Genomic DNA, 14116 nt, shown 5'->3' with positions numbered 1-14116 from the left:
CCCGTCCGCCACAGCAACCCAGTCCCCCGGGCCATCGACGTCCGTTCCGCGCTGACGAGAGAGAAATTTACGTCCCGCTCATCCAGAGGTCAAATCCGCAGGTCAGATCAAGTTCACGCCCGTGACCGCAGCTGTTTCCGCAGGTCGGACAGCTGCGGGCGGGCATGATTCCACGCCGACGCTAGCGCACCACTTCCACGCCCGCGGTGTGACGCTTGCCACGACGCACCACCAGCCAGCGCCCGTGGAGCAGGTCGTCCTCGGTGGGACGCCACTCCTCGTCGCCGATCTTGGTGTTGTTGACGTAGGCCCCGCCCTCGTTGACCGTGCGCCGGGCCGCGCCCTTGCTCGGCACGACCCCGCTGGCGACCAGCAGGTCGACGATGGTCGGCTGGTCGACCAGCCGCACGCTGCCGCTCGGTGCCTCGGCCATGGCCGCGTCCAACGTCGCCTGATCCAGTTCCCGCAGCTCACCGCGCCCGAACAGGGCCTGGCTGGCCGCGATGACCCGGTCGGTCTCCGTTTCGCCGTGCACCAGGGTGGTCAGCTCGGTGGCGAGCCGGCGCTGTGCCGCCCGCAGTTGCGGTCGCTCCCGGGTGTCCCGCTCCAGGCCGCGGATCTCCTCCTCGGTGAGGAAGGTGAACATCCGCAGGTATCGGACCACGTCCGCGTCGGCCGTGTTGACGAAGTACTGGTACCAGGCATACGGCGAGGTCATCGACGGCTCGAGCCACAGGTTGCCGCCACCGGTGGACTTGCCGAACTTGCGGCCCTCGGTGTCGGTGACCAGGGGGAGCGTCATCGCGTGCACCTGGGCGCTCTCGACCCGGCGAACCAGGTCGACCCCGGCGACGATGTTGCCCCACTGGTCCGAGCCGCCGAGCTGGAGCCGACAGCCGTGCCGGCGGAAGAGCTGCAGGTAGTCGTTGGCCTGCAACAGCATATAGCTGAATTCGGTGTAGGAGATGCCCTCGCCTTCGAGGCGGCGCCGGACGGTCTCCCGGTTCAGCATCACGTTCACCGTGAAGTGCTTGCCGACGTCCCGGAGGAACTCGGTGACCGACAGCGACGCCGTCCAGGAGGCGTTGTTCTCCACGATGGCGCCGGTCGACGAGCCGTCGAAGTCGACGAACCGCTCCAGCTGGCCGCGGATGCGCTCGGCCCACTCGGCGACCACGTCGGCGGACTGCAGGGACCGCTCCCCCACCTCGCGCGGGTCACCGATGAGGCCGGTGGCGCCGCCGGCGAGCACGATCGGCCGGTGGCCGGCGCGCTGGAAGCGGCGTAGCGCGAGCAGCGGCACGAGGTGACCGGCGTGCAGGCTCGGCGCGGTGGGGTCGAAGCCGGCATAGAGGGTGAGCGGGCCGGAGTCCAGGTCTCGCCGCAGGGCGTCGAGGTCGGTGGACTGCGCGATCAGCTCGCGCCAGGTCAGCTCGTCGAGGATGTGCTCGCTCACGCCGGAAATCTTCCCCTACCAGGTCAAATCGGTTCCGCGTCGTGGGGGGGGNNNNCACCCCCACGACGTCCTACTCAGGCCGTGTAGCCCATCAACGCCATCATGCCTGCCTCGGCGTGGTAGGCGTTGTGGCAGTGCACCATCCACCGGCCGGGGTTGTCGGCGTCGAGGTCGAGCTCGACCGTCCGCATGGGCAGCGCGACGACGGTGTCCTTGCGTGGCCCGGCGCCGTCGGCCCGCACCACCTGCCCCGTATGACCGTGCAGGTGCATCGGGTGGAACATCATCGTCTGGTTGACGAACCTGAGCCGGACCCGCTCGCCCTCCTGGATGGGCAGGTCATCCCGGCGAGGGTCGAACGCCCTTCCGTTGATCAGCCATTCGTAGCCGCGGTGCGACATGCCCAGCCGCAGGGTGAGGGTGCGGTCGGGACGCCGTGCCGGTAGCCGGTGCCCGGGCGTCGACCGAAGGTCGGCGAGGGTGACGACACGACCCGACAGCTGCGCCGGCCGGACGTCGGCCGGCGGCGGAGCCGCCTGCGGTGAGGTGCGCAGGACCAGCAACGCCCGCCCCGGCTTGCCCTCGGCCGCGGCGACCAACGGGAATGCACCGTCGCCGAGGGTGACGAGCAGGTCGTAACGCTCCCCCATCCCGATCAGGACGGCGTCGGTCTCGACGGGCTCGGTGTCGAACCCGTCGCTTGCGGTCACCGTCAACCGGTGGCCGCCCAGCGCGACCCGGAACGCGGTGTCGGCCGCCGCGTTGATCAGCCGGATCCGGACCCGCTGCCCGGGCCTGGCCTCGAAGGAGCGCGGAGCCGTGGCCACCCGCCCATTGGCGACGAGGTGGGGGTGTGCGACGTCGCCACCGTCCCCGCCGACGAGGGAGGTGGGCCGCTCGGCCATCCCCTGCGGCCAGCCATGGTGCATCCCTCCCTGGCGGAGCTTGTCGAGCTGTTCGTCGGGGGTGCCGGCAACACCGTCGAGCCAGTCGTCGAGGACGACCACCAGCTCGGCGTCGTACCGGCCGGGTTCGGCGGGGTCGTCCACGATGAGCGGGGCATAGAGGCCGCGGTCGAGTTGGAGGCCGACGTGTGGGTGGTACCAGTGCGTGCCCGGGTCCGGGACGGTGAACTCGTAGCGGAAGCTGGCGCCCGGCGGGACGGGCGGCTGGGTGACCTGCGGGACGCCGTCCATGTCGTTGCGCAGGGCGAGCCCGTGCCAGTGGATCGTGGTGTCCGCGGGGAGCTCGTTGCGCAGGTCCGCACGCAGGACGTCGCCCGCGGTCACCCGGAGCCGTGGTCCCGGGAGCTCATCGCCGTAGGCCCAGGTGTCGACCTGGACCCCGCCGAGGTCGAGCCGGGTCGGCTTCGCGACGAGGGAGTGGGTCACGGTGCGGGCGCCGCCCTTGCGGCGGGTGCTCTCCACCCGGGAGATCGCGGCCGGAAGCGTCTCGGCGGAGACGGTGCCGGCCCCACAGGCGGCAAGGCCGGGCGCCGTCAGGGCGGCACCGGCGACGAGCAGGAAACGACGGCGGGACAGGGCAGGGTCGAACGACACGACTTCTCCTTCACGAAAGCAAACGACACTGGGGAAGGAGAACGATCAGATTCGGAGCCGGACCGAGCGCGCCAGGGGCGGGTCCTCGTGCGGCGCGCCGGGGTCGGTCCCCGGGGGTGTGGGGGCGGAGCCACGTGGCGGCTCCGTGAGCCCCAACAACGGCGGCGCCCCGAGCACCGGCACCGACGGGGGTGCCGGAGAGACGCAATGCTGGCCCGTCTCGGATGCCTCGCACGGCGGGGCCGGTTCCGGCGAACCGGCGTCGTGCCGGTCGTGGCTGGCGGAGGCAAGCACCGTCGGCTGCCCACCGTCATGGGCAGCCGGCAGGGAATGCATCGCGAGCAGGCCGGCCAACAGGGTGACGAACGCGAGCAGGCGGAGCAGCCGGATCGCTCCGCACCGCCCGCGCGCCACGCTGATCACGGCGCCACCATACCCATACGGGGTAATGGCCTCGGCTGTGGTCAGTCCCGGGTGAGCTTGATCCGGTGGCGGCGGGTGCCGCGGCGGTAGGTGCTGACCGCGGGCGAGCCGTCGGTCCAGAACCGCCACGGCAGCTCCATCGCGGTCGCCACGCCCACCCGCGGGCCGGTGCGTACCCGCTCGTCGGGCACCGGGTCGCCGGTGAGCAGCCGCACCGGGGCCTCCGGGTCGGTGAGGTCGACGCCGTTGTGCTCGCGTTCCAGGCCGAGCACGGTGGTGAGCCGGGCCGGGCCGCGGGCCAGGTCGGCGTCCCGCCGGGCGGTGCGGCGGCGTTCGCGGGCCAGGTCGTGGCCGGCCACCACCTCGCCGGCCCGCAGCAGCACCGCGCCGGGCACGCCGTCGGTCAGGCACACGACATTGGCGCAGAAGTGCATTCCGTAGACGAAGTAGACGTAAAGATGGCCCGCGGGGCCCCACATGACCTCGTTGCGGCTGGTGCGGCCGCGGTAGCAGTGCGAGGCGGGGTCGTCGCCACCGCGGTAGGCCTCGACCTCGACCAGTCGGACGGCGACCTCACCTTCCGGGGTGGTGCTGGTCAGCACGGTGCCGAGCAGGGACCTGGCGGCGACCACCGGGTCGACGGCCAGGTCCTGCCGGCGGACCGGTTCGGTCACGGGTTCGGGTGCGGCGTTCACGCCCGGCCCGCCGCCCGGTTCCCGGCGGCGACCCAGTCCCGGTGGTCGCGGGCGCGGGCGACGAGGCGCTCGAGCTGCTCGGCCACCCGCGCGGGCGCGGTGCCGCCGTAGGCGTCCCGCGAAGCGATCGATCCCTGCACGGTCAGCACACTACGCACCGCGGGGGAAAGGTGGGGTGAGCACTCCGCCAGCTCGGCGTCGGTGAGCTCGTCCAGTCCCACGCCCCGGGCCTCGGCGCGCCGCACGCAGGCGCCGGCGGCCTCGTGCGCGACCCGGAACGGAACGCCCTGCCGGACCAGCCATTCGGCGATGTCGGTGGCCAGGGTGAAGCCCGCCGGGGCCAGCTCGGCCATCCGCGCGGTGTCGAAGGCCAGGGTGCCGAGCATGCCGGCCATCGCCGGCAGCACCAGCTCGAGCTGCTCGACGGAGTCGAACAGCGGTTCCTTGTCCTCCTGCAGGTCCCGGTTGTAGGCCAGGGGCTGGGCCTTGAGGGTGGCCAACAGTCCGGTGAGGTTGCCGACCAGCCGGCCCGCCTTGCCCCGGGCCAGCTCGGCCACGTCGGGGTTCTTCTTCTGCGGCATGATCGAGCTACCGGTGGCCCAGGCGTCGTCGAGTACCGCGTAGGAGAACTCGGCGGTGGTCCAGACGATGACCTCCTCGGCGATCCGGGACAGGTCGACGCCGAGCATGGCCAGGCAGAACGCGTTCTCGGCGGCGAAGTCGCGGGCGGCGGTGCCGTCGATGGAGTTCTCCACGGGGGCGGTGAACCCCAGTTCGGTGGCGACCGCGGCCGGGTCCAGGCCGAGCGAGGAGCCGGCCAGTGCACCGGAGCCATAGGGCGAGACCGCGGTCCGGGCGTCCCAGTCGCGCAGTCGCTCGACGTCGCGGAGCAGGGCTTGGGCGTGGGCGAGCAGGTGGTGGGCCAGCAGCACGGGCTGGGCGTGCTGGAGGTGGGTGCGGCCGGGCAGGACCGCGTCCGGGTGTGCCCGCGCCTGCGCGATCAGGGCGTCGACCACGTCGAGGGCGCCGGCGGTGACGCGGCGGGCGGCGTCGCGCAGCCACATCCGGAACAGGGTGGCGACCTGGTCGTTGCGGGACCGGCCGGCCCGGAGCTTGCCGCCCAGCTCGGGTCCGACCCGCTCGATCAGGCCGCGCTCGAGGGCGGTGTGCACGTCCTCGTCGGCCGGGTCCGGGGTGAAGCGGCCGGCGGCGACGTCGGCGTCCACCTGGTCGAGGCCGGCGAGCATACCCGCCAGCTCGGCGTCGGTGAGCAGGCCGGCGCGGTGCAGGACGCGGGCGTGCGCGCGGGACCCGGCCAGGTCGTAGGGGGCCAGGCGCCAGTCGAAGTGGGTGGACAGGCTGAGCGCGGCCATGGCGGCGGCGGGTCCGGACTCGAACCGGCCGCCCCACAGTGCGCCGGCCGCGGGGTGGGTCACCTACAGCTCCTCTCGGCGGATTTTTCGGCCTGGCCGGCCGGAAGGCAGCCGGTTCCGGTCAGGCACCGGAACCGGCTGCCGAGATCATCGAGCGTGCGGGCGAACCACGCGGACCCGGGGTGGGTCGAACGCCGGCAGCGCGTGGAGTTCCTCCGGTCGGGAGGTCGGCACCTCGGCACCCGTCCCCCGTGCCGGCCGGGGCGTTGCCGCGGGCGGGCGGGGCCGGTCAGTTGCCCCGCAGGTCCCGCTCGGCCGCGATCTTGCTGGGCAGGCCCCACAGCTGCACGAAGCCCTTGGCCAGCGACTGGTCGAAGCTGTCGCCCTCGTCGTAGGTGGCCAGGTTGAAGTCGTACAGCGACTGCTCGCTCCGCCGGCCGGTGACGACCGCGCGACCGCCGTGCAGCACGAGCCGGACGTCGCCGGAGACGTGCTTCTGGGTGTCCAGCACGAACGTGTCGAGGGTGTCCTTGAGCGGCGAGAACCACAGGCCGTCGTAGACCAGCTCGGTCCAGCGCTGCTCGACCTGCCGCTTGAACCGCGCCAGGTCGCGCTCCAGGGTGACGTTCTCCAGCTCCTGGTGGGCGGTGATCAGCGCGATCGCGCCGGGTGCCTCGTACACCTCGCGGCTCTTGATGCCCACCAGCCGGTCCTCGACCAGGTCGAGCCGGCCCACGCCCTGGGCGCCGGCACGCCGGTTGAGCTCCTGGATGGCCTGCAGCACGGTGACGGTCTCGCCGTCGATGGCCACCGGGACACCCCGGTCGAAGGTGAGGACCAGCTCGTCGGGGTCGCGCGGCTCGGCCGGGTTGCGGGTGTAGGAGTAGACGTCCTCGGTCGGGGCGTTCCAGATGTCCTCCAGGAACCCGGTCTCCACGGCCCGGCCCCAGACGTTCTGGTCGATCGAGTACGGCGACTTCTTGCTGACGTCGATCGGCAGGTTGCGCTCCTCGGCCCAGGCGATGGCCTTCTCCCGGGTCCACGCGTAGTCCCGGACCGGGGCGATCACCTTCAGGTCGGGGGCCAGTGCGCCGATGCCGACCTCGAACCGGACCTGGTCGTTGCCCTTGCCGGTGCAACCGTGCGCGACGGTGCCGGCGCCGTGCTCCTTCGCCGCGGAGACGAGGTGCTTGACGATGAGTGGCCTGGAGAGCGCCGAGACCACCGGGTAGCGCTCCATGTAGAGGGCGTTGGCCTGCAGGGCGGGCAGGCAGTACTGCTCGGCGAACTCGTCGCGGGCGTCGGCCACGACCGCCTCGACAGCACCGCAGGCCAGGGCCCGCTTGCGGATGGTGTCCAGGTCCTCGCCGCCCTGGCCGACATCGACGGCCACCGCGATCACCTCGGCGCCGGTCTCCTGGGCGATCCAGCCGATCGCCACCGAGGTGTCCAGCCCGCCGGAGTAGGCGAGCACAACCCGATCAGTCATGGTGGTTCTCCTTGTTGCGCAAGCTCTTTGGTGGGTTCGTGATTGCGGGAAGGGCACCGCTGCCGAGGCGTCAGTCGGTGCCCTGGGGTCGGTGTCGGGCGGCCATGTCGGTGAACCGTTGCGCCAGATCGGCGCCGGTGGTGGGCTCGCGGGCGATGACCATGACGGTGTCGTCGCCGGCGATGGTGCCGACCACCTCGTGCAACGCCGCCCGGTCCAGGGCGCTGGCCAGGAACTGGGCCGCGCCGGGTGGGGTGCGCAGCACGGTGAGGTTGGCCGAGGCGTCGGCGGAGACCAGCAGCTCACCGAGGAGCCGGGCGAGCCGGGAGGTACCGCCGCGGACACCGCGCACCGGGCTGCCGTCTTCGGGAATCACGTAGATGGGCGCGCCGCCGTCGGCGCCGCGCAGCTTGACCGCGCCCAGCTCGTCGAGGTCCCGGGAGAGGGTGGCCTGGGTGGTCTCGACGCCCTCGGCGGCCAGCATGCGGGCGAGCTCGGCCTGGCTGCGGATGGCGAAGTTGGAGACCAGCTCGACGATCCGTGCCTGCCGGGCGGCCCTGGTGGAGGGTCCGGTCACCGCCGCCCACCTCCGCTCTGCTCCCACAGCCACACCAGCAGTGCCTTCTGGGCGTGCAGCCGGTTCTCGGCCTCGTCCCACACCGCGCTGGCCGGGCCGTCCAGGACGGCGTCGGTGATCTCCCAGCCACGGTGGGCGGGCAGACAGTGCAGCACGATGGCGCCGGGTGCGGCGCGTTCCAACGTCACCTCGTTGACCTGGTAGGACCGGAAGGGGCCGACCCGGTCCCTGCCGTCGTTCTCCTGGCCCATCGAGGTCCAGGCGTCGGTGGCGAGCACTTCGGCGCCGTCGACGGCCGCCCTCGGGTCGGTCAGCACGCGCACCGACCCGCCGGTCTCGGCGGCGCGTTGCTTTGCGGCGTCGAGGATCCACGGCAACGGGTGAAAGCCGGCGGGGGCGCCGACGCGGACGTGCATGCCGGCGGTGGCACCGCCGAGCAGCAGGGAGTGCGCAACGTTGTTGGCACCGTCTCCGAGGTAGGTGAGGGTGCGGCCGGCCAGGCTGCCCAGGCGCTCCCGGACGGTCTGCAGGTCGGCCAGCACCTGGCAGGGGTGGAACTCGTCGGTGAGCGCGTTGATGACCGGGACGCTGGACGCCGAGGCCATGGCGTCGATGCGGGCCTGGGCGAAGGTCCGCCAGACGACGGCGTCGACGTAGCCGGACAGCACGCGAGAGGTGTCCTCGATGGTCTCCTCGCGGCCGAGTTGCATCATCCGGCCGTCGACGACCACGGGGTGCCCGCCGAGCTGGGCGATGCCGACCTCGAAGGAGACCCGGGTCCGGGTGGAGTTCTTCTCGAAGATGACCGCGACCGCCCTCGGTCCGGCGAGCGGCCGGCCGCCCAGCGGGTCGCGCTTCATGGCGTCGGCGAGGTCCAGCACCGCCCGCTGCTCGTCGGGGGTGAGGTCGTCGTCGCGCAGGAAGTGGCGCAGGGTCACGGGGTCGCCTCCGTGGTGGGCTCGGCCGCGTCCAGCACGGCCGGGAGGTCGGTGAGGAACTCGTGGGCGTCGCTCGTGTCGAGCACGAGCGGTGGGGCGAGCCGGACGATGTCCGGCTGCACGTTGTTGACCAGGTAGCCCGCGGCGCGGGCGGCGTCGCTGACCGCGGCGGCGACGGGTCGGCGGAGCACGATGCCGAGCAGCAGGCCGGCGCCGCGCACGCCCACGACGAGCGGGTGGTTCAGTTCCTCGATGCCGGCGCTGATTTCCTTGCCCAGCACGCGTGCGTGGTCCAGCAGGCCGTCGGCGGCGATGGTGCGCAGCACCGCGAGAGCGGCGGCACAGCACACCGGGTTGCCGCCGAACGTCGTGCCGTGCTGGCCGGGTTCGAGCAGCTGGGCCGCGGCACCGACACCGATGCAGGCGCCCAGGGGCAGTCCACCGCCCAGCCCCTTGGCGAGGGTGATGACGTCGGGCAGGATTCCGGCGCGCTGGAAGGCGAACCAGGTTCCGGTGCGGCCGATGCCGGTCTGTACCTCGTCGAGCACCAGCAGCGTGCCGTGCCGTGCGGTGATTTCCCGTGCCTTCTGCAGATATCCGTCCGGTGGCACGACAACGCCGCTCTCGCCCTGGATCGGTTCCAGTACGACTGCCGCGGTGTCGTCATCCACAGTGGACTCCAACACGGCGTCGTCCCCGTAAGGCACGTGGAGGACGCCGGGCGGCATCGGCTCGAACGGTGCACGCTTGCCCGGCTGGCCGGTCAGTGCGAGCGCGCCCATGGTGCGACCGTGGAAACCGCCTTCGGTGGCCACGATCTTCCGCCGCCCGGTGCGCCGCGCGATCTTGAAGGCCACCTCGTTGGCTTCGGCACCGGAGTTGCAGAACAGCACCCGCCCGGTGTCATGTACGCCGGTGAGGTCGAGCAGCGTCTCGGCCAGCTCGAGGGTCGGCTCGGCCACGAAGAAGTTGGAAACGTGGGCCAGCCGGCCGATCTGCTCGGTGACGGCGGCGACGACGGCCGGGTGTGCGTGGCCGAGTGCGTTGACGGCGATGCCGGACAGCAGGTCGAGGTAACGCCGGCCGTCGCCGTCCCAGACATGGCTGCCCTCGCCGCGCACCAGCGCGAGCCGGGGCGTGCCGTAGTTGTCCATGAACGCCGTCTGCCAGCGCTGCTGTGCGGTGGTGTTGCTCAGGCCCGGCATCAGGACACCTCCCCCGGGACGACCATGGTTCCCACCCCGGACGTCGTGAAGACCTCGAGCAGGACGGAGTGCGCGAGCCGCCCGTCGATCACGTGCGCGCGTGGCACTCCGCCACGGACCGCGCGCAGGCACGCCTCCATCTTGGGCACCATGCCGGAGGCAAGGGTGGGCAACAGTTCCTCCAGTGTGTCGACGTCGATCCGGGCGATGAGTGAGGACCGGTCCGGCCACTTCGCGTAAAGGCCCTCGACGTCGGTGAGCGCGACGAGCTTCTCGGCCTGCAGTGCCACGGCGAGCGCGGCGGCCGCCGTGTCGGCGTTGACGTTGTGCACCACACCGTTCGCGTCAGGGGCCACTGTGGACACAACCGGAATCCGGCCGGCGCGGACGATGTCGAGCACAGCTTCCGGGTTGACGTCGACGACGTCGCCGACGAGCCCGAGGTCCACCAGCTCACCGTCGACCACGGCGGGCCGGCGGCGCGCGGTGAACAGCTGGGCGTCCTCACCGGACATGCCGACCGCGTACGGGCCGTGCGCGTTCATCAGGCCGACCAGCTCCCGGCCGACCTGGCCGACGAGGACCATGCGCACCACGTCCATGGCCTCCGGCGTGGTGACCCGCAGGCCGCCGCGGAACTCGCTGTGGATGCCCAGCCGGTCGAGCATGGCGCCGATCTGCGGTCCACCGCCGTGCACGACGACCGGGCGCAGCCCGGCCAGCCGCAGGAACACCATGTCCTGGGCGAAGGCGCGCTTGAGCTGGTCGTCGACCATGGCGTTGCCGCCGTACTTGACGACGACCGTGGCGCCGTGGAAGCGCTCCAGCCAGGGCAGGGCCTCCACGAGGACCTCCGCCTTGGCGGCGGCCTCGGCGGCGATCCGGGGGTGAGTCTCGGTTTCGGTCATGACCAGCTCACGACGAGTAGGCACTGTTCTCCTCGACATAGCCGTGCGACAGGTCGGTGGTGAGGACTGTCGCGGTGCCCGTGCCGAGGCCGAGTTCGATGTGGACGACGACGTCGCGGCCGGACAGATCGGCCGTGGACCGCTCGGCGGCCTTCGCCCCGCCCTTGCAGAGCAGGACGCCGTTGATGGTGACGTCGAGCCGGTCCGGGTCCAGGGCGGCGGGTGCCGCGCCCGCGGCGGCCGCGATCCGACCCCAGTTGGGGTCGGAGCCGAACAACGCGGTCTTCACCAGGCTGTCGCGGGCCACGGCGCGCGCCACGACGAGCGCGTCGGACTCGCCGGCCGCGCCGGTGACGGTGACCGCGATCTCCTTGGTCACGCCCTCGGCGTCGGCCTGCATCTGCCGGGCCAGGTCCGCGCTGACCGCGGTGAGCGCGGCAGCCAGCTCGTCGACCTCCGGCTCGACGCCGGAGGCGCCGGAGGCGAGCAGGAGCACGGTGTCGTTGGTGGACATGCTGCCGTCGATGTCGAGGCGGTCGAAGGTGGCCCGGGTGGCGGCGCGCAGGGCGGCATCCACCGTGTCCGGCTCCACTACCGCGTCCGTGGTGAGTACGACGAGCATGGTGGCAAGGCTGGGCGCGATCATGCCGGATCCCTTGCCAATCCCGCCAACGGTCCAGCCGCCCGGGCGGTACACCGCGGCCTGCTTCGGCTTGGTGTCGGTGGTCATGATGGCCTCCGCCGCGGCCAGCCCGGCCTCGGCCGTGCCGGCCAGGGCACAGGCCGCGGTGTTCACACCGGACAGGACGGCACCCATCGGCAGTCGCTCGCCGATCAGGCCGGTGGAGCAGACCGCAACCTCGACCGCGCCGACGCCGAGCACGTCGGCGACCTTCTCGGCGGTGGCGTGCGTGTCCTGGAAGCCTTCCGGACCGGTGCACGCGTTGGCACCACCGGAGTTGAGCACGACCCCGCGCAGCCGCCGGTAACGGAGGACCTGCTCGGACCACAGCACGGGGGCGGCCTTCACCTTGTTCACGGTGAAGACACCGGCCGCGGTGTCGTACGGCCCGTCGTTGACGACGAGGGCGAGGTCGGGCTTGCCCGAGTCCTTGATGCCCGCGGCCACACCGGCGGCGCGGAAACCGGACGGCGCGGTGATTCCCGCGCCCCGGTCGACGGAGGGCTCGGTCTCGGACCCCAGCAGCGGGCTCACGGGGCGACTCCCACGGTGGACAGGCCGGTGGTCTCCGGCAGGTCGAGAGCGATGTTCATGCATTGCACGGCGGCACCGGCGGTGCCCTTGGCCAGGTTGTCCTCCGCGGCGACCGCGACCAGCCGACCGGCGTCGGCGTCCACGGTCACCTGCAGGTGCAGGGCGTTGGAGCCGAGGGTGGCGCCGGTGGTCGGCCACCCGCCCTCGGGCAGCAGGTGGAGGAAGGGCTCGGCGTCGTAGGCGTCGGCGTAGACCTTGCGCACGGCGGTGGTGTCCACCTCGGCGGCCAGCGGCGCGCTGCAGGTGGCCAGGATGCCGCGGGGCATGGGCGCCAGCACCGGGGTGAACGACACCCGCACGGCGGTACCGGCGGAGACGGCCAGGTTCTGCGCGATCTCGGGGGTGTGGCGGTGCGTCCCGCCCACACCGTAGGCGCTGGCCGAGCCCATCACCTCCGAGCCGAGCAGGTGCGGCTTCGGCGAGCGCCCGGCGCCGGTGGTGCCCGACACGGCGACCACCACCACGTCGGGCTCGACCAGGCCGGCGGCCAGCGCCGGGGCCAGCGCCAGCGAGGCCGCGGTCGGGTAGCAGCCGGGCACGGCGATGCGACGGGCGCCCCGCAGCTCATCCCGCTGCCGGGTGCCGCCGACCAGGGGCAGCTCGGGCAGGCCGTAGGGCCAGGACCCGGCGTGCTCGCCGCCGTAGTAGCGCTGCCAGGAGTCGGGATCGGTGAGCCGGAAGTCGGCACCGCAGTCGATCACCAGCACGTCCGGGCCGAGCTCGGCGGCCAGCGCCGCGGAGTGGCCGTGTGGCAGCGCGAGAAAAACGACGTCGTGGCCGGCCAGCTGCTCGGCGGCGGTGTCGGCGAGCACCCGGTCGGCCAGCGGCACCAGGTGCGGCTGGTGCGCCGCCAGCGGAGCGCCGGCGTTGCCGCCGGCCGTGACCGCGCCGATCTCCACCTCGGGGTGTGCCAGCAGCAGGCGGAGCAGCTCCCCGCCCGCGTAGCCGCTCGCCCCGGCCACCGCCACCCGTACCCTCATGTGAATGAGTATGCACGGCTATGCAAAGTCAATCAACAACATTGATCAAGCAGCAGCTTGACGCTCGTCACACTTTCCCGGTGCCAACCATCTGACCTGCGCTTTCGTTCCCTTGATCGGCGTCGACGCGCCGGTGGCGGGCGGCACGGGCGACGCGCCGGGACCGCGCGTTGATCACTGATCAATTCGGGCTACTGTGCGCGGGTGCGCTTGTTCGGGAAACGCGGGGAGCACACCGGGCCGGAGCGGATGGTGCGGGACCGCACCTATGACGACCTCGTCCTCGATGCGGCCCTGGCCGAGCTCGCCGAGGGGAAGCTCGCCGCGGCGGTGACCGTGCTCGCCGAGTGCCGGAGCGAGCCCGAGGTGCGCGCGCTGCGCGCCGACGTGCTCGGCACGGAGCTGATCGGCCAGGCCGAGGAGGTCGTCACCCTGGCCCGGGAGACCGGCGACCCGGACCTGTGGCTGCTGGGCGGCCGGGCGTTCCTGGCCGAGGCGTGGGCGGTGCGCGGCGGCGGCCGGGCGGAGCGCGTCAGCGACGACCGGCGCAAGCTCTTCCACGCGACCCTGCGCAAGGCCGTGGTCCCGCTGCAGTCCGCCGCGGAGCGGCTCCCCCGGGACCCGGTGCCGTGGGCGAGCCTGATGGTGGCCGCCATGGGGCTGGGCCTGACCCGGGAACAGAAGGACGGCCTGTGGCGGGAGGTCGCGGCGCGGTACCCGACGCTGTGGACGGCCAACTGCTACCGGGTGCAGATCCTGGCCCGGAAGTGGGGCGGGGACGCCACGGAGATGCTGGCGTTCGCCCGGGGCTGCGCGGACCGGGCGCCGCAGGGCGACCCGGTGTCGGCGATGGTCGTGCTCGCGCACTTCGAGGTCTACCTGGAGTGCCTGCAGAACGCGCTGGAGGCTCGGGACCGGCGGGCGATCGTGCGACTCAACACGCACTACTTCGCGCAGGCGAGGGACGAGATCGCCGCGGCGGCCGACCGTTGGATGTGCGCGCCACGACCGCACCCGCGTGCGCTGGAGGCACACAACCTGTTCGCCGCGGCGTTCGGGATGGCTGACGACGCGAGCCGGGCCCGGCTGCACCTGACGGCGATGGGCGACCGCCTGCACGACATCCCGTGGGGTTACCTCGGTCTGGGCGTGGAGAAGGAGTACCGCGCCATGGCAGAGAAGTACCTCTGATCACCGGATTCGAGCACGCTGTTAGCAATTAGTCGCACAACACCCG

General features: G+C 72.4%; 13 protein-coding genes. 1 reads left to right on the top strand and 12 read right to left on the bottom strand.

Annotation, left to right across the window (positions count from 1 at the left end; genetic code table 11):
• Window positions 1–181 precede the first annotated feature (181 nt).
• The 12 genes from tyrS to argC all read right to left on the bottom strand — a co-directional run bounded on the left by tyrS (window position 182) and on the right by argC (window position 12879).
• On the bottom strand, window positions 182–1456 hold the full coding sequence (tyrS, locus tag IEY55_RS22615; protein ID WP_189060536.1) for a tyrosine--tRNA ligase: 1275 nt from the start codon (window positions 1454–1456) through the stop codon (window positions 182–184).
• Window positions 1457–1530: 74 nt separating this feature from the next.
• Entirely contained in the window at window positions 1531–3015 is a 1485-nt protein-coding gene (locus tag IEY55_RS22610) for a multicopper oxidase family protein (protein ID WP_189060535.1), read from the bottom strand.
• Window positions 3016–3060: 45 nt separating this feature from the next.
• Window positions 3061–3438, bottom strand: coding sequence for a hypothetical protein (locus IEY55_RS22605; RefSeq protein WP_189060534.1), 378 nt, complete (start codon window positions 3436–3438; stop codon window positions 3061–3063).
• A gap of 41 nt (window positions 3439–3479) precedes the next feature.
• On the bottom strand, window positions 3480–4112 hold the full coding sequence (locus IEY55_RS22600; RefSeq protein WP_189060533.1) for a DNA-3-methyladenine glycosylase: 633 nt from the start codon (window positions 4110–4112) through the stop codon (window positions 3480–3482).
• A 17-nt stretch (window positions 4113–4129) separates the two neighbouring features.
• Window positions 4130–5569, bottom strand: a complete 1440-nt coding sequence (argH, locus tag IEY55_RS22595; protein ID WP_268239347.1) for an argininosuccinate lyase — start codon at window positions 5567–5569, stop codon at window positions 4130–4132.
• Window positions 5570–5795: 226 nt separating this feature from the next.
• A complete protein-coding gene (locus IEY55_RS22590; protein WP_189060532.1) occupies window positions 5796–6995 on the bottom strand; it encodes an argininosuccinate synthase in 1200 nt (399 codons plus the stop codon).
• Between the two features lie 70 nt (window positions 6996–7065).
• Complete coding sequence (locus tag IEY55_RS22585) at window positions 7066–7572, bottom strand: arginine repressor (protein WP_189060531.1); 507 nt, start codon at window positions 7570–7572, stop codon at window positions 7066–7068.
• Window positions 7569–8510 carry an ornithine carbamoyltransferase gene (gene argF / locus IEY55_RS22580; protein ID WP_189060530.1) on the bottom strand — a complete coding sequence of 314 codons (942 nt, stop codon included), beginning with the start codon at window positions 8508–8510 and terminating at the stop codon, window positions 7569–7571. Before argF ends, IEY55_RS22585 begins: the two co-directional genes overlap by 4 nt.
• Complete coding sequence (locus IEY55_RS22575) at window positions 8507–9715, bottom strand: acetylornithine transaminase (RefSeq protein ID WP_189060529.1); 1209 nt, start codon at window positions 9713–9715, stop codon at window positions 8507–8509. Before IEY55_RS22575 ends, argF begins: the two co-directional genes overlap by 4 nt.
• Window positions 9715–10623 carry an acetylglutamate kinase gene (gene argB, locus IEY55_RS22570; RefSeq protein ID WP_189060547.1) on the bottom strand — a complete coding sequence of 303 codons (909 nt, stop codon included), beginning with the start codon at window positions 10621–10623 and terminating at the stop codon, window positions 9715–9717. Before argB ends, IEY55_RS22575 begins: the two co-directional genes overlap by 1 nt.
• A 7-nt stretch (window positions 10624–10630) precedes the next feature.
• Window positions 10631–11839: a bifunctional glutamate N-acetyltransferase/amino-acid acetyltransferase ArgJ gene (argJ, locus tag IEY55_RS22565; protein ID WP_229686644.1), complete on the bottom strand. Its 1209-nt coding sequence runs from the start codon at window positions 11837–11839 to the stop codon at window positions 10631–10633.
• Complete coding sequence (gene argC / locus IEY55_RS22560) at window positions 11836–12879, bottom strand: N-acetyl-gamma-glutamyl-phosphate reductase (protein ID WP_189060527.1); 1044 nt, start codon at window positions 12877–12879, stop codon at window positions 11836–11838. Before argC ends, argJ begins: the two co-directional genes overlap by 4 nt.
• A gap of 204 nt (window positions 12880–13083) precedes the next feature.
• Between argC and IEY55_RS22555 the strand changes: the two genes are divergently transcribed.
• A complete protein-coding gene (locus IEY55_RS22555) occupies window positions 13084–14070 on the top strand; it encodes a hypothetical protein (protein ID WP_229686643.1) in 987 nt (328 codons plus the stop codon).
• The last annotated feature ends 46 nt before the right edge of the window (window positions 14071–14116 follow it).

Origin of the sequence: Longimycelium tulufanense (assembly GCF_014645795.1) — a bacterium.
Lineage (GTDB): Bacteria > Actinomycetota > Actinomycetes > Mycobacteriales > Pseudonocardiaceae > Longimycelium > Longimycelium tulufanense.
The sequence above is the reverse complement of the archived record's forward strand: the minus strand, read 5'-3'. Positions and strand labels throughout refer to the sequence as shown.